Genomic DNA, 18,357 nt, shown 5'->3' with positions numbered 1-18,357 from the left:
TATAAATACTAAAATTAAGCTGGATTTTCTTCAGTCGCTTCTTTTAATAGTTTTTGAAGCTCACCTTTTTGATACATTTCTAAAATAATATCACAACCACCTACTAATTCACCTTTAACCCAAAGTTGTGGAAAAGTTGGCCATTGTGCATATTTTGGTAATTCTGAACGAATATCAGGATTAGTTAAAATATCTACATATCCAAAAGGAACTTTGCATCCTATCAATGCTTCTACTGCTCGAGCTGAAAAACCACAAGAAGGAAATTTTGGTGATCCTTTCATATAAATAAGAACAGGATTTTCTGTAATTTGTTTTTTGATTTTCTCTATTGTTTCCATTATAAGCCTCTAATCTAAATATAGGAGAGTATTTTAGCAAATTTTAATTAAGATCGCACCGCTTATCCTGTTTAATTAAATAGCATTTTATATTTTATTTATAAATTTACTCTTTTTTTCTATCATAAAACTCCCCTAAATCACTATTTAAAAAGAAAGTACGGTATTCTTGTGTCCACATTGCAGTTGCACCACACACCGCAACAGGCATAATAACTAAATTAATTACTGGAATTAATGTGGCAATGCTTATCAGTGTACCAAAAGTTAAGTTCATTACTTTATGTTCAGATAATGCTTTTTGCATCCTAATAAAGCTAATTTTATGATTATCAAAAGGATAGTCACAATATTGAATTGCAACTAACCAACATCCCAATATAAATAATAATATAGGGATCACCGTTTGTCCTAAAAGAGGTACAAAGCCTAATGTAAATAAAATAACTAATCTAGGAAGTGCATACATCATTTTTTGCCATTCTCGTTTAAGCATTCTTGGAATGTCTTTTAATATATCGGCAAAAGAAGTATCTAATAACAGTTCCCCCGTTAATTGAAGTTCCACTTTTTCTGCCAATAAGCCATTAAAAGGCGCAGCAATAAAATTGGCTAGTGTTGTGAAAGTAAAATAGAAAAAGAGCATTAAACCCAAAATTGCAATAGGGATCAATATCACGGTTATCCAATCTAACCAGCTAGGCATAAAGCTTACAAGAGAATTTAACCAATCATTAAGGTTAACAATAAATAACCATACTAAACCTATAATCAGCGTAATATTAATCAGTAATGGAAACAAAATAAAAGGAAGTAATTTTCGCTGAAAAATCAAACGCCATCCAAAAGTAAAATAATAAATCCCTGCCTCAAACTGATTTTGAGAAGGTGGAAGTAATAAAATCATAATATTTTTCCTTATATTTTTAAAATATTCTTAGAAATATGGTAAGCTATTCATATCATTTTTCAAAGTACATACTATAAGACAAAAGAGGATGCAATGGAACTCTCAATTATTTTCTTTATTTTAGCTGGAATACTGATTACATTGTTAATTGGTTATTCAATCTTGTCTTCTCGCAGAGAAAAATCCCATATATTTGAAAATGACTTTGCTAGTCGTCCACAACAACCCATCACACCATTAAATGAACTCTCTTTTTCTCATTTATCTCAGAATGAGAAGTATGACAATGTACAAGATGACACGTCGACAAAACAATTGTCAGAAAATAATGAAAACTCTACAGTTGAAAAGTCTGTCAATAAAATAAAAATACGTTTAAACAATAAGAAAAATGCGAAAGAAAAAGAGAAGCAAAAACAAAAAGTAGAAGAGAGACAATTATCCTTATTTAATACTCAAGACACAATTAAAAATGAGGAAGAAGAGGTAGAGGTAGAAAAACAAGCACCAGAGGTAACACAGACTCAAGAGAAGACAACAGAAGAGAAAATTATTACCCTTTATCTTGTTGCTCCTGAAAATAAAGAATTTTCTGGTGAAGAAATTGTTCAAAAGCTCGAAGAAATGGGGTTTCAATATGGTGAACATAAAATTTTTCATCGTCATATTGATAACAGTGCGAGTCCAATTATCTTCAGTGTTGCTAATATGATGCAACCTGGGGTATTTGATCTCGATAAAATACACTCATTTTCAACAATTGGTCTTCTCTTTTTTATGTATATTCCATCAGCTGGAAATGATGTTACAAATTTACGATTGATGATCAGCACAGTAGAAAGCTTATCTAAATCACTCGGCGGATTTATGCTGAATGACCAACAAGCGTTATTTGACAAACAATCTCACTTGGAATACATACGAAGAGTACAATAATTTACAAACAGACTAAAAGCTATATTGTTAAAAAATAGCTCTCTTAAAAAGGGGGGGGAAGGTCATACTTTAATTAAAGCAAGATAGGAACCAGAATCTAATAAAACCAATAAATTACATTGTTGATATAGATACTATTAAGGTATTGGTATTGGTTTTACGAACTTTAACCGCAACAAATTCCTCTTCATTGAACTCATAACCGAGTTCTTCTTTTGCGATAAAATCTGCAAATTCTACGCTTGCTTGGATTCTCCATTTAGATAGGTTATTTACCGTAAAACTCACCGAGATACGCCATTCTTAATTGAGCAAGGTAAATTTGAGCACAATTATAGAAGTGGTAAGGAAAAGAACAATCAAAGAAAAAAAGTGAAGAAGTTTCTTACTATAAGCTCTTTGCTTATTGCACCTGAGATGGTAGCAAAAGCAATAAGAAGTCATTGGAGTATTGAAAACAGTTCATACTGGGTGCTTGATGTAATTTTTAAAGAAGATGAATCAAGAATTTGTCTAGAAAATGCCCCTGAATATATGGCAATATTTAGGCATTTTGCAATGAATTTATTATTAAAAAACAAATAAGAAGTCTAGACGGCTATATTCATTATTTGTTAGAATGAACCTTGAAATTTATTAATTATAAGGATCCCTTAAATGGCAGATTGGAGTGGCGAATATATTAGCCCTTATGTTGAGCATGGTAAGAAAAGTGAACATGTTCGTAAAGTCACCGTTTCTATTCCAGTGAAAGTACTAGAAATTTTAACGAATGAGCGAACTCGTCGTCAAATAAATAATCTCCGCCACGCAACCAATAGTGAATTGCTTTGTGAGGCTTTCTTACATGCTTTTACAGGGCAACCCCTTCCAACAGATGAAGATTTAATGAAAGCCCGTCACGATGAAATTCCAGAAGAAGCGAAGTTAAAAATGCAAGAACTAGGTATTGATCCAAAAGACTGGCAATACTAAAGAATCAATTTGAAAATTTTGATAACTATCTTACCGCTTGATTTTAAAGGAGAATAAATGTTTCTATATATTGTCGATCTGCTTGGTACGGCTATTTTTGCGGTTTCTGGTGTTTCAATGGCATTTAGATTAAAAATGGATGCTGTCGGGGTTTTAGTGTTGGCGAGTGTTGTTGCCATTGGAGGGGGAACTATTCGAGATATTGTATTAGATGTTCCTGTTTTTTGGCTTACTGATAATAACTATATTTGGGTGGTCATTGCAACTTGTATACTAATGATTGTATTCACTAAAAAACCTACCCGTCTACCTTGGTATATCTTGCCCGTTTCTGATGCTTTTGGATTAGCATTTTTTGCTATTATGGGGGCTGAAAAGGCACTGCATTATGGATTTTCTCCTACTGTTGCAGTGTTAATGGGAACCCTCACAGGATGTGGTGGTGGTGCAATTCGAGATGTATTGGCAGGTCAAATTCCCTTTATTTTTCAAAAAGAAATTTATGCCTCTGCTTGTATTATGGGCGCTACCGTATACTGTTTATTAGATTATTCTCACTTACCACGTTTTGTAAATGTATTGGTAGGCATAGCTGTCGTATTAGCTATTCGTTTAACTGCAATAAAATGGCAACTTTCTTTACCTACTTTTTCTAAAGATTAAAAATATCCATAAAAAAACCCACCAAAGCGGTGGGTTTTTCATAAGATTTTACTAATCCTTTAATTAGTGTACGCCGTGCATACGTTTTTTCAAGAATTTAGACATTAATACGATAATCACTGCTGCACCTACTGGAATTAATGTAAATAGCAAGAAGAAGCCTGATAATCCCATCATTTCATTTAATGCATCGATTGAGCTTGCAGTGTAACCTGATAATAAATTACCGATAAATGCGGCAAACAACCAAACACCGAACATTAAGCCTACGAAACGTTTTGGTGATAATTTACTTACATAAGATAAGCCGATTGGTGATAAACATAATTCGCCCATTGTATGTAAGAAGTAAGCTGCAATTAACCAGAACATTGAAACTGATGCCTCTGCAACACCTGATTTAATACTCATTGAACCATAAGCTAAGAAACCAAAACCTGCTGCGAGTAAGATCATTGCAATTGCGAATTTCATTGGACCTGATGGATTAAATTTAGTATCCCAAATTTTAGAAACTAATGGTGCAAATGCGATAATAAAGAATGAATTTAAAATACCAAACCAAGAAGCAGGTACTTCAATTTGATCCGTTGAGCTAAATTCACCGTATAATTTCCAAATCACAATCCCCCAAATAATCACAAAACTGGTCATTAAGAAACTGTTTGATAGTGCAATTTTTGAGAAAGTTTGTTTAACTAATAAACCTAAAACCCAAGTGACAATAATCACTGGTACAACCGTTAAGAAGAAGTTTGCCCATACAAAGATAGTCGCCCACTCACCCGTTAAAACACGTTGTGTATAGTCTTTTGCAAAGATGGTCATTGATGAACCCGCTTGCTCAAATGCCCACCAGAATACAATAGTGAATAATGCAAATACACCTACTGCAATTAAACGATCTTTTTCTGTTCCAGTAAGAGATTCTTTTGTTACTTCTTTGCTTTCTGCATTTTCAGCAACGACTTTTTTGTGCAGTGAACCGATTTGACCGAATAATGCTTTTGAGAAGTAGAATTGAAGTAAACCGAATAACATAAAGATACCCGCTAAACCGAAGCCGTAAGACCAACCCACAGTTTCACCTACATAACCACAAAGCATAATACCTAAAAATGCACCTGCGTTAATACCCATATAGAAAATGGTATAAGCACTGTCTTTTTTCGATTCTTTTTTGTAAAGATCACCGACCATTGTCGAGATATTTGGCTTAAATAGACCGTTACCTAATACAAGCAAGGTTAAACCAAGATAGAATGACCATTGCCCCATAAATTCGAAGGCAAGAGATAAATGCCCTAAGGTCATTAAAAATGCACCACCAACAATGGCAACTCTTGCACCCGTTAAGCGGTCAGCAATATAACCCCCAATTAAGGGTGTAAAATAAACTAATGAGCTGTACCACGCATATAACACACCCGCATCTTCACGAGACCAAGCCCAACCACCTTCATCAAGGGCTGAAACTAAGAAAAGTACTAACAATGCACGCATTCCGTAGTAACTAAAACGTTCCCACATTTCAGTAAAAAATAACACAAATAATCCCGCTGGGTGATTTAACACCTTAGGATTAATCTTATTATCAATAGTCACTTCCGACATAATTTAAACCTCCTAATAATAAAAAAACTTACGTAAATTATCGTTTTTTATAATAAAAAACAAGCAAAAAATAACATATTTTGAGCATAACTCTCGTTTTATCTTATTTTTGCTTATAAATACAACACATCATTACTCCATCAGCTTTAATTTTATCTATTTACAAAATGATTTTTTTGTAGTAGAAATGTTGTTTTGATATCATCATTTGTGCTATTGCAAAATGTATTGAATCCAAAAGATAAACAATAAAAATATAATTTAATGCAAATTTACAGGATATAAAAATGAAATTACTTGAAGTGAAAAACTTAAATGTTTACCTGAAGACTGATGATGCATTAGTACACGCAGTGCAAGGTATCTCTTTTGAGGTAGAAAAAGGACAGACATTGGGCATTGTTGGAGAATCAGGTTCAGGAAAATCTGTTACCTCTATGTCTATTATGCAACTGTTACCTGAAAATATCGTCTCTTATGGTGATAACGCTGAAATTATTTTTGAAGATAAATCAATTTTAACCCTTTCAGAAAAAGCAATGCGTGATTTACGTGGTGGGCGTATTGGAATGATTTTCCAAGAACCAATGACGTCATTGAATCCGTTTATGCGAATTGGTTCTCAGATCGTGGAATCTGTGATGACCCACCAACCCCAACTTTCTAAAAAAGAAGCCAAACAATTAACGCTAGACACCTTAAATATTGTAAAAATTCCCGATGCAGAGAAAAAAATGGATTGCTATCCACACGAATTCTCTGGTGGTCAACTACAAAGAATTATGATTGCAATGGCAATTATTAATAAACCAGATTTATTGATTGCTGATGAACCTACTACTGCTCTTGATGTTACAACTCAAGCTGAAATTCTTGATTTAATAATGGATCTTCAAAAAGAGATGGGGATGGCAATCATCTTAATTTCACACGACCTACGCCTTGTGCATAATTACAGCGATAATGTCTGTGTGATGCAAAATGGAAAAATTATTGAGCGAGGTGATACAGACGAAGTATTTAATAATCCTCAACATTCCTATACTCAAGAATTACTTAATCCTATTCCTGACACCTTAAAACCTGCACCAGATGAAAATGCGAAGGATCTGATCGTGCTTAAAAATGTAGACGTAGATTACATCGTACAACGCTCTTGGTTTGGTAAACCTAAAAAAGTATTTAATGCCGTTAAAAATATCTCTTTAAACCTCAAAAAAGGGGAAACGCTGGGTATTGTGGGCGAATCAGGTTCTGGAAAATCTACTCTTGGGCGTGCTGTAATGCAAATTTTAGATTATCAAGGTGATATTTATTTTGATAACCGTGATATTCCATTACTTTCAAAAGAAGATCGCCAAGCGCTGAAAAAAGATATGCAAATGGTCTTCCAAGACCCCTTTAATTCCCTTTCTCCTCGTTTAACAGTAGGAGAAATTATTGGCGAGGGATTATTGGTTCATTTTCCTAAAATGAGTAAACAAGAACGCCGTGAACGAGTAATGAAAATGTTAGAAGAGGTTAACTTATCGCCTTCTATGATTAACCGTTACCCTCACGAATTTTCAGGAGGACAACGTCAGCGTATTGCTATTGCTCGAGCAATGATTTTAGAACCAAAGTTTGTCTTACTTGATGAACCCACCTCTGCGCTTGACCGCTCAACGCAATTAACGGTGATTGAATTATTAAACAGCTTGCAGAAAAAATATGATTTGAGCTATTTATTTATTAGTCACGATTTGTCTGTGGTTAAAGCATTAAGTAATCACGTAATGGTAATGCAACAAGGTGAAGTCGTCGAAAGTGGAGATACACAACAAATCTTCCATAACCCTCAGCACCCTTATACTCAACGTTTAATTAAGGCGTCTAATCTATAACAAGTAAGCGGTTACTTTCTTATCAAAATTTACAAACAGCAAATCGGTTTATTTATACCATTTGCTGTTTTTAATTTATCTGATACGCAACTATTTAAACTTTACTGTTCCAGAGGCGTGACTAATAATGGTTTCTTTCCCCGCTTCTAGTGGTAAGCTATCTTCATCTTGAAAACTTGATTTTGAAGCATAAGTCATTTGTGCCATTTGACCACGATAAAGTCTAGGCGTATTATTAACGCTATCTAATTGAATGTTAACTAAAAGATAACTTTCCGCATTTAATCCTTTTTTAATAATTTCTGCTTTATGCTGTAATTTTTTGATCATCTCCGCCGTCATTTCATCTTCTAACACTGCACGCTTTTCAGGAGAAACACTAAAATCGATAGAGTTTAATGCAATTTCATCACCTAGCCCATTAAGTAATTTTTCCATTGCCTCAAAATCTTTACTTTTAAATCGAATATCTCCTTGAGCTTCCCATCCTTTTACTTTTTCTTTTTTGTAATGAGGATAGTTTTGGATACCTGTTGCTTCCACTTCAATGGTTGGGTATTTCTTTGCTAGTTCCAGTACTTCATTTAAATTTTTAGAAACAAAGGCTCTTAATTCAACTAAAGATTTTCCTGTTTTACGACTGTACACAGAAGCAGACATTAAATCTTTATCCACCGTACGACGCACTTCAGTAGAAAACTGGAAAGTGGATTTATACTCATCATTACTCTTTTTTTCTTGTGCTAAAGCACTAAAACTAGCAATTATAAGCGGTAAGATAATAAGATATTTTTGCAATTTCATTGGTACTCCTTAATCGTTTAAGATTGGTTTTGCTTGGATGAGTTATTGTGGAATGAGTTCCCATTTTTATTGGGTATAAAAATAAACCAAGCGGTAACATTTTGATCAAAATTTGCAAATTTTGAATAATATATTACCGCTTCAACACTACTCTAATGTAATAGCTTGTTTAATTTTCTTCAGTGCTGCCGCTTCTAGCTGACGTACTCTTTCCGCAGAAATACTGTATTTATCTGCTAAATCTTGTAATGTTGCTTTATTGTCGTCTAACCAACGAGTTTTAATGATTTCTTGACTTCTCTCATCTAAAGTCGCTAACGCATAGGCAAGTTTGGCTGTTGCTTGTCCGCTATATTGCTCATCTTCAATATCATCAGCAAAATTAGAGTTATCATCTTCCAAATACATAGAAGGAACATAAGCCTCATCACTATCTTCATTGGTAGGTAAATCAAATCCCATATCTTGACCCGTCATACGAGATTCCATTTCTTTCACATCAGAAGGCTGTACTCCTAACTCATTAGCAACGTGCTTAACTTCTTCTTCATTAAACCACGCTAAACGGTGTTTATTTTTACGTAAATTAAAGAATAATTTACGTTGTGCTTTGGTGGTGGCAACTTTTACAATTCGCCAATTTTTCAGTACATATTCGTGAATTTCTGCTTTTACCCAATGTACGGCAAAAGAAACTAAACGAACGCCTACTTCAGGATTAAAACGTTTTACTGCCTTCATCAATCCAATATTGCCCTCTTGAATTAAATCTGCCAGTGGTAAACCATAGCCCATATAACCACGAGCAATATGTACCACAAAGCGAAGATGAGAAAGGATTAATTGTTTTGCTGCTTCAATATCTTCATCATAGTATAAGCGTTCTGCTAGCTCTTTTTCTTCTTCAGCGGTTAAAACAGGATATTGATTAGCCATACGAATATAACTATCCAAATTACCTTGAGGAATTAACATACTGTTTGCAAAATCATCACGTTTTGCAGGTAAATGTTTTTCTTTTGCTTCAAGTAATTTAGTTTCTTGGGTATCACTCATTCTATTTCCTTAATTTGCAATCAAGTAGCTATATTAACATAGAAAACAAAATTGCAAAAAAGTTTACAGATCTTACCGCTTCTGATAGAATTGTTTTTCTTAAGATTTTTTAAGAATGGGGCTGATTCAGGATTCGACGGGATTAGCGAAGCCCAAAGTGCATGTCGAGGTGCGGTAGGCCTCGTAAATAAACCGCAAAAAAATAGTCGCAAACGACGAAAACTACGCACTAGCAGCTTAATAACCTGCTTAGAGCCTTCTCTCCCTAGCTTTAGCTTGTAAGACGGGGATCAAGAGGAGTCAAAACCAAACAAGATCGTGTGGAAGCCGCAACTTGAGGATCGAAGCATTAAATTAAACCAAGTTCGCTTACTTATCGCGTGTCTATCCGCAGTGAGTAAGTTAAATTAAAGATTAGACTAAACATGTAGTACTGACGGTAGAGAAATTTCGGACGGGGGTTCAACTCCCCCCAGCTCCACCAGAATATCATTTTTTAACGTTCGCCAACGTTTCATAAAGTATCACAAAGCCAGTTATAACAAGGCTTTGTGCATTTCATAGAGTTTTATAGCGTTTCATTAAATTTCATTACAATCTGCCTTTAATGATCCCTCAAGTGATCCCTCACTTAGAAAAGGGCAAAAACGAGGGCACATACTATAGAGATATGAGCGGTTTTTTTATGGTTCGGACAAGATCATCCTGCATCATATATAAGATTTAGGGCAAGATCATTTTAAATTGAACGAAATACTATTTTTACGATCAGATCAGTAACGAATAACAAAATGTTTACTGATATGACAAATAATTTTATTACTCACTTTTGAATTATCAAAGATCCTAGAATTGAACGCTGTAAAAAGTAAATTCAATCTAAAGGGGCTGATTATGTTGTGTCATTAAAAGGTAATCAAAGATAGCTAAATAAAGAAGTTAAGGCTTGGTTTCACAAATATTACAGACACAAGTTGTAATGCGAGTATGAAACGTAAATTCAAAATGGCTGCATTGGATGATGATTTTAGAGCTTTGTTACTTTTAGGTAAAAATTAAAATGCTCTTGCCCTGATATCAAAAGTGTATCAGAAAAAAAGATAATACAAAATTGTAAATTTTTGATAGGATCATACCGCTTATATTATGCTTGGAATAGCGGTTAGTTCATTCAAACTATTTACAAAAAGTGTAAGTTATGTCAATCTGAACGGATTATATTATATCAATTTATAGCGTGGTTAAATTTATGGAATTTATTATTAGTCTTTTGAACATTGTGATTAGTTTTTTTAGTTTTGTTCTTATCTTACGAGCGTGGTTGGAGTTTTGTAGAGTTAGCCCTCAGCTACCCATCTCTCAGTCTCTTCTTCGTTTAACTCAGCCTTTGGTTAATCCAGTAAGCAAGGTTATTCCTAATCTACGTGGAAATATTAATGTCGCCGCTATTTTGATTGCGATGGTGATAGTAACACTCTTTTATTTTTTCTTTATTGACACTATTTCTATTACCACAGCGGTGTTGATTGGTTTATTAAGTGTGTTAAAAACTTTTGGACAAATTTTATTTTTTACTACATTAATTCGAGCATTAATGAGTTGGGTAACGCAAGGTAATCATCCTTTAGATTATACCGTAGCACAAATTACAGAGCCCGTATTGGGTTTAATTCGCCGTTTTCTTCCAAAAACAGGAATGCTTGATTTTTCTGTAATGGTATTGGCATTTATTTTATTAGCATTAAACCAATTTTTGTATAGTCATTTAGGTGGGCTTTGGGCAATTGCATAAGTTTACTAAATGACCAAGTAAGCGGTAGGATTATTATGAAAATTTACAAAATCGAGTGGAAACTATCCAGTTAATCTATAATTATGTAAAAATTTTAAAAAAAGGGGTTGATTAGATTTTTAAAATCAGTATGATTACCCCTCGTTGAATAGTGACGGGGCATTAGCTCAGTTGGTAGAGCAGTGGACTTTTAATCCATTTGTCGAAGGTTCGAATCCTTCATGCCCCACCATTCACGTACCCTATATTATGTTAGTAGTTTAATAAGGGGCATTAGCTCAGTTGGTAGAGCAGTGGACTTTTAATCCATTTGTCGAAGGTTCGAATCCTTCATGCCCCACCACTTCTTACTCTATATCATTAGGGGCATTAGCTCAGTTGGTAGAGCAGTGGACTTTTAATCCATTTGTCGAAGGTTCGAATCCTTCATGCCCCACCATTTAATTTTCTTAAATTTGCAAAAAAATCTTAAAATCGTACCGCTTTTTGGTATAGTTACATCAATTTATTTATTCTTCCATTTTAGTTATGTTAAAAAAAATTATATTTATTTTATTTTTGCTTCCTATTTGCTTAGTCTCATTAGTAAGCTATCGTTATTTTCAAATTATTAATCAACCTATTGAAAGTAAACCTCAGCAATTTTTAATTATTGAGAGAGGCACTTCTAGTAAACAATTAGCCACCTTACTTAGCCAGCAACATATTGTTAAGAAATCATTTTTATTACCTTATATTATTCGCTTCGACCCTAAATTTAAAGATTTTAAAGCAGGGGTATTTTCTCTTGATAAGGTAACAACATTAGGTCAATTATTAGAGCAAATAACGGGCTATCAACAAGTTCAACTTTCGTTGCGTTTTATTTCTGGAAAAACATTTAAAGATTGGTTAGAAACAATTAAACAAGCCTCGTTTTTAAAACAAACGCTAAAAGGAAAATCAGAAGAAGAAATTGCTAAATTATTAGGCATTCCACATTCTAAATTAGAAGGATGGTTTGCTCCAAATACCTATAATTATATTCCTTATTCAACGGATCTGGCATTATTACAACGCCTTTATAAAAGACAAAAAACTATCTTGGATAACGCTTGGAATAATAGGGATGAAAATTTACCACTTAAATCAGCCTATGAAATGTTAATTCTTGCTTCTATCATAGACAAAGAAACAGCCAAAGCAGAGGAACGACCTCAAATTGCCTCCGTTTTTGTTAATCGATTACGTTTAAAAATGCGTTTACAAACCGACCCAACCGTAATTTATGGAATGGGAGATAAATATAAAGGCAACATTACAAAAAGAGATTTACGAAAACCAACAGCTTATAATACCTACGTGATAGAAGGCTTGCCTCCAACGCCTATTGCAATGCCAAGCGAAGCAGCAATTAATGCGGTTGCTCATCCCGATACTACTACTTATCTATATTTTGTGGCAGATGGAACGGGGGGGCATAAATTTAGTCGTACACTTAAAGAACATAATCAAGCAGTGCAAGAATATCTAAAATGGTTAAGATCCAAGAAAGGAAATTAAAATGTTAAAGGGAAAATTTATTGTTATTGAAGGTTTGGAAGGTGCAGGAAAAAGTAATGCACAGCAAATTGTCATAGATAGCTTACAAAAACATAATATTCAGTTTATTACTACTCGTGAACCCGGTGGAACGCCTATTGCTGAAGCATTACGCCGAATTTGGAAAGAAGGTGTTGAAGGAGAATATACGACAGATAAAGCAGAATTATTAATGCTTTATGCGTCAAGAACACAATTAGTAGAAACCATTATTCAACCTGCATTAGACAATGGAATATGGGTTGTAGGTGACCGTCATAATATGTCTACTTTAGCCTATCAAGGTGGTGGGCGAGGATTAAGTGAACCATTGCTCAATACAATCAAAAATGCCATTTTAGGTGAGTTTGAACCCGATTTAACGCTTTATTTGGATCTTGATCCTAAAATTGGTTTAGAGAGAGCAAAAGGACGTGGCGAACTCGATCGGATAGAGCAACAACATATCGATTTTTTTTATCGTACTCGAAAACGTTACTTGGAATTAGTAGAACAAAACTCTAAAGCAATAAAAATTAATGCAGAACAGTGCTTAGAAAAGGTTTCAGAAGAAATTAGAACGGTTGTTGAGAAGTGGTTAATTTAGTTTGAAATTAATAAAAAATAGTTCAAAAAATGAGATTATTCAGTTAAGCTATATGACGTGAATTAAAACGAATTATAGTTAGAAAAATTGTCTTACTTAACCTAAATTAGAGGTGTTTTATGCTGTACTTTGAATTTCTACTTTTGCTTGGTTTCCTTTATGCTGGAAGTCGTTATGGTGGTGTAGGTTTAGCCGTTGTTTCTGGTATTGGTTTAATGGTTGAAGTCTTTATTTTACGAATGCCACCTACTTCGCCACCTATCAATGTGATGTTGATTATTTTAGCCGTTGTAACCTGTGCATCTATTTTGGAAGCTGCGGGTGGGTTGAAATATATGTTACAAATCGCAGAACGTATTTTACGTCGCAACCCAAAACGAGTCACTATTTTAGGACCATTAGTGACTTATACAATGACATTAATGCTTGGAACAGGACACGCTGTTTATTCAATAATGCCAATCATTGGAGATGTAGCTCTAAAAAATGGAATTCGTCCTGAGCGTCCAATGGCTGCATCTTCGGTAGCATCACAACTGGCGATTACAGGCAGCCCTATTTCAGCGGCAGTTGTTTATTACTTGGGACAAATTGTCGCCTTAGAAGGTTTCTCTCACGTTACATTGTTAAGTATCGTGGGAGTAACTATTCCCGCCACACTTACAGGAACAATCGCACTTTCGCTTTATAGCTTACGTCGTGGTAAAGAATTGCAAGATGATCCTGAATATCAACGTCGTTTACAAGATCCTGTTTGGAAAGAACGTATTGCAAATACAACGAGTACCACTTTAAATGAAGAGCTACCTCCCGCAGCACGTAATTCAGTATTAATTTTCTTACTTGCTTTAGTCTTTATTGTGATTGTTGCTCTTGTTCCTGAAATTCGTACCATTGGCAATGCCAAAAAAGCCATTGGAATGGGGACAATTATCCAAATGGTTATGCTCGCTTTTGGGGGAATTATTTTATTAGCCACTAAAACTGACGTGCAAAAAGTACCAAATGGCGTAGTGTTTAAATCAGGAATGGTGGCAACCTTAGCAATTTTTGGTATTGCGTGGATGAGTGATACTTATTTCAAATATGCAATGCCATCATTTAAAGCGGGCATTATTGATATGGTTACCGATTATCCTTGGGCATTTGCCTTTGCATTATTTGCGGTTTCAGTTGTGATCAATAGCCAAGCGGCAACAGCTCGTATGTTACTTCCAGTTGGACTTGCAATCGGTTTACCTGCACCATTATTAGTTGGGCTAATGCCAGCAACTTATGGTTATTTCTTTATTCCAAACTATCCTTCTGATATTGCAACCGTAAACTTTGATATTTCTGGTACAACTAAAATCGGAAAATATTACTTTAACCACAGCTTTATGGTTCCTGGACTAATTGGGGTTGTTGTTGCCTGTTTCGTTGGTGTGGGATTAAGTAGCATATTAATTTAATTCAAACAAGTTGATTGATACGCCTAATTAGTAGATAATACCCCACTATTTTTTTAATTTAGTGGGGTTTTTTATGAGTGATATCAATGTTCCTCTGATCTTTACAGATGCAGCTGCGGCTAAAGTAAAGAGTCTAATCGAGGGGGAAGAGAATCCAAACCTCCGCTTGCGAGTTTATATTACAGGTGGAGGTTGCAGTGGCTTCCAGTATGGTTTTACCTTTGATGAAGCAGTAAACGAGGGTGATTTAACGATTGAAAATCAAAATGTTGGATTAGTTGTCGATCCAATGAGCTTACAATATTTAATTGGCGGAACAGTTGATTATATTGAAGGGTTAGAAGGTTCTCGTTTTGTTGTTAATAATCCAAATGCAAGTTCCACTTGTGGTTGTGGATCGTCATTTACTGTTTGATTAAGTAAAATCATTTTATCTTAGCGATATAAATATTAATTTTTAATGATGTTGGTTTTTCATAGAGTGCAAAAAATAATATTGTGAAATAATTTTTGACTGATTTATACTTCACTAATATTTAAGATATTAAAAGTAATTAAAATGACGATTGAAAAACCAACCACAGTGCAATTCCATTTAGAAGTATTACGCCAAATTCCAAAAAGTTATTCTATCACCGCCGATGAGTTACAAAAGAAAATGAGCAATCTCGGTTTTGAGCGTTCATTACGCACCGTTCAACGTACCCTTGATTCAATTTTTCCTCTCAACCTTTACCTTTTACAAAATTTTAATTTGTCTCACTATATTTAAAAGAAAAACTTGATGAGAATATTTGGGATATTGAGTATAAAATCTAGTATAAATCATTTTTTTTATTTCTTGAGTATTATTTAAAAACACCAGTTGTTTGAAAAGCTCCTATGTAGTTTGTTGTTTAAATTGACATTTTTTAAATTTGGCGCTTAAACGAGGTTAAAACGTGTTAGTGAAAACCAGTAAATAATAAAGGAGGAAATATGCAAAATTGTCAGATTACTTATTGTCAGCAAGCCAAAGGAAAAAGTCAAAAGCGAAGAAATCAAGATGCGTTGTTTAATGGTAAAGAAGTGTTGCAATGCTATCGTAAAATTGCAACCACATTTATTCCTGACTATTCCCATTTTATATTAGGTGTCGCAGACGGTGTATATAGCAGTGGAAACTCTTCCAAAGCAAGTCAATTTTGGTGTGAGCAGTTAGCCGAATGTCAGCAAAATAAAGGATCTTTAACTTATAAATGGCTTTGTGAAACGCAGGAAAAATTTAATACAGAATTAGCGAAGCATTATTTTGGTGCAACAACGACTCTTGCCGCCGTAGAGATTGATTTAAAAGTCCAACAAGTTAAGTTGTTAAATGTCGGTGACAGTCGAATTTATTTGATTAACTCACAAGGCGAATGGCGACAACTTAGCTATGATCATACTTTGTTATCTGAATTAACGAATGATCCAACCGCTAATAAAAATGATTATGCATCTATTTATAGTGGTTTAGCCTCTTATTTGGTGGCAGATTTTCAACCATTTCAAACGGCTTATTTTTGCGATCGAATAACCGTTCAAAAAGGTGAAACTCTTTTATTATGTACTGATGGTTTAACTGATACTCTTTCTGTTAGACAATGCAGTGAAATTTGGCAAAAATATGCAACTAATCAACAGCGTTTAAATGCGTTTCATAAGATACTTTTAAACCAAAAGTATTATGACGACTTTTCTATTATTTGTTGTGAATTTTTATAATTAATAAGGAGAAATAAAAAGATAGATAAATGTCACAAAATCACAAAAAATTGCTTTAATTTAATTTAATTTAATTTAATTTAATTTAATTTAATTTAATTTAATTGTAGACTATGCCTAGAATTAATTAATAGGAGAATATTATGAGTACTTTCTATCATATCAAAGGTGTTACTGTAACAGCTAATTTTTCAAATTGTAAAAACTATCGATATCGTCTTTCTATAAAGAAAAATGATGTTTTAGGAACTAAAAAAGTTTGTGTAATTATGCAAAACCCCAGTATTGCAGGTGAAGATATAGCAGATCTTTCTGTACAGAAATTAGAAAAACTTATTTTTACTATGGATAACTATGAAGAATTTCGAGAAGTTAATGAAATCATTATAGTTAATCAATTTGCAGATATTCAAACCACTGATTTTAATGGTTTTAATAGTGTACCAAACAAAGAGAATGACCAATTTGTAAGAGAAGCTATTGATTCATCAGATATAATCTTAATTGCTTGGGGTAAAAGTAATCCTTATCAAGAACAAATCAATAAAATTAATTCGTGGTTAGAAAATACCGATAAACTTCTTTTACAAACTGAAAGACATCCCTCTAGAATGGGATATGATGATTGTATTAAACCGTATAATATTTATTAAAAAGTAATTTTTTATTTTTCATAATTTTGTTTTTTATACCCTTTACCTCAAAAAAGTTAAAGGGTATTTTTTGCAAATTGTTCAACAAATCTTACCGCTTATTTTTTAACAACGACACAATTTGTCGCATTCATCTTTATCATACTAACTAATCTTAAAATAAATATAGCTAAATTAAGGAAAAACATAATGTCTAATGTTAATCTAAAAAATAGAATAAAAGCATTTTTCTCTAAATGTACTTTATATAAGCATACTTCAACCTCTCATTCTCATCATAAAACCGTATATCTACAAGATATTATTAAAAGCAATGAATTCCTTAATACTAAAGCAAAATTACCAATAGTATTGGGAAAAGATCTTAGTGGTCAGCCAGTTATACTAGATATAGCAAGAATGCCACATCTACTTATTGCAGGAAAAAGTGGAAGCGGAAAATCAATGGCTGTAAATACAATGATCTTAAGCTTACTTTACAAATTTTCCCCTGAACAAGTACATTTTATTATGATTGATCCAAAAATTGTAGAATTAAGTATCTACGATAATATTCCACACTTATTAACACCTGTTATAACAGAGATGAAAAAAGCGGGAAATACGTTACATTGGGTTATTAATGAAATGGAACGCCGTTATATACTTTTAGATCGCTTAAATGTACGTAATATTGAAGAGTATAGCGATAAACTCAAACAATCAGGAATGGGAGAAAATTTAAGTTATATTGTGATTATTATTGATGAGTTTTCTGATTTGTTAATGGTTCACGGTAAACGGATTGAAGACTATATCGTGCAAATTGGACAAAAAGCCCAAGCGGTAGGAATTCATCTGATTTTAACAACGCAACGACCATCTGAAGAGGTCATTACAAAACTAATTAAATCGAATATTGCCAGTCGAATTGCATTTAAAGTTACAAGCAACATTGATTCAAAGACGATTTTGGATAAAAACGGCGCTGAAAGTTTATTAGAACAAGGGGATATGCTTTATTCCACAGCTGGCACTCCAAATTTAATGCATATTCAAGGTGCTTTTATAAAAGACAGTGATATTAAAAAAGTAGCAGATGATTGGCGAGCAAAAAGCCGTCCAAATTATATTGATACAATTATTGAAACCGCTAAAAATGACGAAAAATCAGGATCATCAAATAATGGTGATTTAGATCCACTCTTTGATGAAGTGGTTGCTTTTGTTATTGAGTCAGAGGTGACTTCTGCTAGCGGACTACAGCGTCAATTTTCGATAAGTTTTCCACGTGCTGTACGAATTCTGGATCAACTACAACAAAAAGGCATTCTTTCAACACCTGATAATCGAGGAAAGAGAACGATTTTGACATAATCAAAATATA

General features: G+C 33.7%; 19 protein-coding genes, 3 tRNA genes, 1 other RNA gene and 1 pseudogene. 18 read left to right on the top strand and 6 right to left on the bottom strand.

The genetic code is table 11. The features are described 5' to 3' along the window. Nucleotides 1–14: 14 nt before the first annotated feature. A complete protein-coding gene (gene grxD, locus U9966_RS00630; protein WP_306347461.1) occupies nucleotides 15–341 on the bottom strand; it encodes a Grx4 family monothiol glutaredoxin in 327 nt (108 codons plus the stop codon). A gap of 106 nt (nucleotides 342–447) precedes the next feature. Next, nucleotides 448–1,248: a sulfate transporter CysZ gene (cysZ, locus tag U9966_RS00625; protein ID WP_306347462.1), complete on the bottom strand. Its 801-nt coding sequence runs from the start codon at nucleotides 1,246–1,248 to the stop codon at nucleotides 448–450. Nucleotides 1,249–1,344: 96 nt separating this feature from the next. Here cysZ and zipA point away from each other — a divergent pair, with 96 nt between their 5' ends. Further along, nucleotides 1,345–2,187 carry a cell division protein ZipA gene (zipA, locus tag U9966_RS00620; protein WP_306347463.1) on the top strand — a complete coding sequence of 281 codons (843 nt, stop codon included), beginning with the start codon at nucleotides 1,345–1,347 and terminating at the stop codon, nucleotides 2,185–2,187. A 132-nt stretch (nucleotides 2,188–2,319) separates the two neighbouring features. On the opposite strand, the pseudogene truD reads toward zipA, so the two are convergent. Further along, nucleotides 2,320–2,475, bottom strand: a pseudogene (truD, locus tag U9966_RS00615) (tRNA pseudouridine(13) synthase TruD); the annotation flags it as partial. 84 nt (nucleotides 2,476–2,559) lie between these two features. On the opposite strand from truD, the gene U9966_RS00610 reads away from it, so the two are divergent. From U9966_RS00610 to U9966_RS00600, 3 genes are all read left to right on the top strand, one after another. Then, nucleotides 2,560–2,772 (top strand): ISAs1 family transposase, encoded by a 213-nt coding sequence (locus U9966_RS00610; protein ID WP_407675180.1) that lies wholly within the window; start codon nucleotides 2,560–2,562, stop codon nucleotides 2,770–2,772. Nucleotides 2,773–2,844: 72 nt separating this feature from the next. Next, nucleotides 2,845–3,162, top strand: a complete 318-nt coding sequence (metJ, locus tag U9966_RS00605) for a met regulon transcriptional regulator MetJ (protein WP_211597007.1) — start codon at nucleotides 2,845–2,847, stop codon at nucleotides 3,160–3,162. A 57-nt stretch (nucleotides 3,163–3,219) separates the two neighbouring features. Further along, a complete protein-coding gene (locus U9966_RS00600; protein WP_306347464.1) occupies nucleotides 3,220–3,825 on the top strand; it encodes a trimeric intracellular cation channel family protein in 606 nt (201 codons plus the stop codon). Nucleotides 3,826–3,888: 63 nt separating this feature from the next. On the opposite strand, the gene U9966_RS00595 is transcribed toward U9966_RS00600, so the two are convergent. After that, nucleotides 3,889–5,439 (bottom strand): peptide MFS transporter, encoded by a 1,551-nt coding sequence (locus U9966_RS00595; protein WP_306347465.1) that lies wholly within the window; start codon nucleotides 5,437–5,439, stop codon nucleotides 3,889–3,891. A 287-nt stretch (nucleotides 5,440–5,726) separates the two neighbouring features. Between U9966_RS00595 and U9966_RS00590 the strand changes: the two genes are divergently transcribed. Beyond that, entirely contained in the window at nucleotides 5,727–7,322 is a 1,596-nt protein-coding gene (locus U9966_RS00590; protein ID WP_306347466.1) for an ABC transporter ATP-binding protein, read from the top strand. Nucleotides 7,323–7,412: 90 nt separating this feature from the next. Here the strand turns inward: U9966_RS00590 and U9966_RS00585 are convergent, their stop codons facing one another. Both U9966_RS00585 and rpoH read right to left on the bottom strand, forming a co-directional pair. Further along, nucleotides 7,413–8,126 carry an SIMPL domain-containing protein gene (locus tag U9966_RS00585; protein WP_306347467.1) on the bottom strand — a complete coding sequence of 238 codons (714 nt, stop codon included), beginning with the start codon at nucleotides 8,124–8,126 and terminating at the stop codon, nucleotides 7,413–7,415. Nucleotides 8,127–8,273: 147 nt separating this feature from the next. Beyond that, complete coding sequence (gene rpoH, locus U9966_RS00580; RefSeq protein ID WP_211597015.1) at nucleotides 8,274–9,182, bottom strand: RNA polymerase sigma factor RpoH; 909 nt, start codon at nucleotides 9,180–9,182, stop codon at nucleotides 8,274–8,276. 117 nt (nucleotides 9,183–9,299) lie between these two features. Here rpoH and ssrA point away from each other — a divergent pair. The 13 genes from ssrA (at nucleotide 9,300) to U9966_RS00515 (ending at nucleotide 18,347) form a co-directional block, all read left to right on the top strand. Then, nucleotides 9,300–9,666: a transfer-messenger RNA gene (gene ssrA / locus U9966_RS00575) on the top strand. A gap of 765 nt (nucleotides 9,667–10,431) precedes the next feature. Then, entirely contained in the window at nucleotides 10,432–10,974 is a 543-nt protein-coding gene (locus U9966_RS00570; RefSeq protein ID WP_306347468.1) for a YggT family protein, read from the top strand. A gap of 156 nt (nucleotides 10,975–11,130) precedes the next feature. Beyond that, nucleotides 11,131–11,206, top strand: a tRNA-Lys gene (locus U9966_RS00565). Nucleotides 11,207–11,241: 35 nt separating this feature from the next. Next, nucleotides 11,242–11,317, top strand: a tRNA-Lys gene (locus U9966_RS00560). Nucleotides 11,318–11,337: 20 nt separating this feature from the next. Next, nucleotides 11,338–11,413, top strand: a tRNA-Lys gene (locus U9966_RS00555). Between the two features lie 89 nt (nucleotides 11,414–11,502). Further along, nucleotides 11,503–12,516 carry an endolytic transglycosylase MltG gene (gene mltG, locus U9966_RS00550; RefSeq protein ID WP_306347469.1) on the top strand — a complete coding sequence of 338 codons (1,014 nt, stop codon included), beginning with the start codon at nucleotides 11,503–11,505 and terminating at the stop codon, nucleotides 12,514–12,516. Nucleotide 12,517: 1 nt separating this feature from the next. Then, nucleotides 12,518–13,141 (top strand): dTMP kinase, encoded by a 624-nt coding sequence (gene tmk, locus U9966_RS00545; RefSeq protein ID WP_306347470.1) that lies wholly within the window; start codon nucleotides 12,518–12,520, stop codon nucleotides 13,139–13,141. Nucleotides 13,142–13,260: 119 nt separating this feature from the next. After that, nucleotides 13,261–14,592, top strand: coding sequence for an anaerobic C4-dicarboxylate transporter (locus U9966_RS00540; protein WP_306347471.1), 1,332 nt, complete (start codon nucleotides 13,261–13,263; stop codon nucleotides 14,590–14,592). A gap of 73 nt (nucleotides 14,593–14,665) precedes the next feature. Then, nucleotides 14,666–15,007, top strand: coding sequence for an iron-sulfur cluster insertion protein ErpA (erpA, locus tag U9966_RS00535; RefSeq protein ID WP_306347472.1), 342 nt, complete (start codon nucleotides 14,666–14,668; stop codon nucleotides 15,005–15,007). Between the two features lie 144 nt (nucleotides 15,008–15,151). After that, entirely contained in the window at nucleotides 15,152–15,364 is a 213-nt protein-coding gene (locus tag U9966_RS00530; protein WP_306347473.1) for a hypothetical protein, read from the top strand. 206 nt (nucleotides 15,365–15,570) lie between these two features. Beyond that, entirely contained in the window at nucleotides 15,571–16,338 is a 768-nt protein-coding gene (locus tag U9966_RS00525; protein WP_306347474.1) for a PP2C family protein-serine/threonine phosphatase, read from the top strand. Nucleotides 16,339–16,481: 143 nt separating this feature from the next. After that, nucleotides 16,482–16,991, top strand: coding sequence for a DUF1643 domain-containing protein (locus U9966_RS00520; protein ID WP_306347475.1), 510 nt, complete (start codon nucleotides 16,482–16,484; stop codon nucleotides 16,989–16,991). 189 nt (nucleotides 16,992–17,180) lie between these two features. After that, on the top strand, nucleotides 17,181–18,347 hold the full coding sequence (locus U9966_RS00515) for an FtsK/SpoIIIE domain-containing protein (protein WP_407675179.1): 1,167 nt from the start codon (nucleotides 17,181–17,183) through the stop codon (nucleotides 18,345–18,347). Nucleotides 18,348–18,357: the final 10 nt, after the last annotated feature.

Origin of the sequence: Pasteurella atlantica, from assembly GCF_963693435.1 — a bacterium.
Classification (GTDB): Bacteria; Pseudomonadota; Gammaproteobacteria; order Enterobacterales; family Pasteurellaceae; genus Phocoenobacter; species Phocoenobacter atlanticus.
Note: the sequence above shows the minus strand (reverse complement) of the source record. Positions and strands in the feature narration are given on the sequence as shown.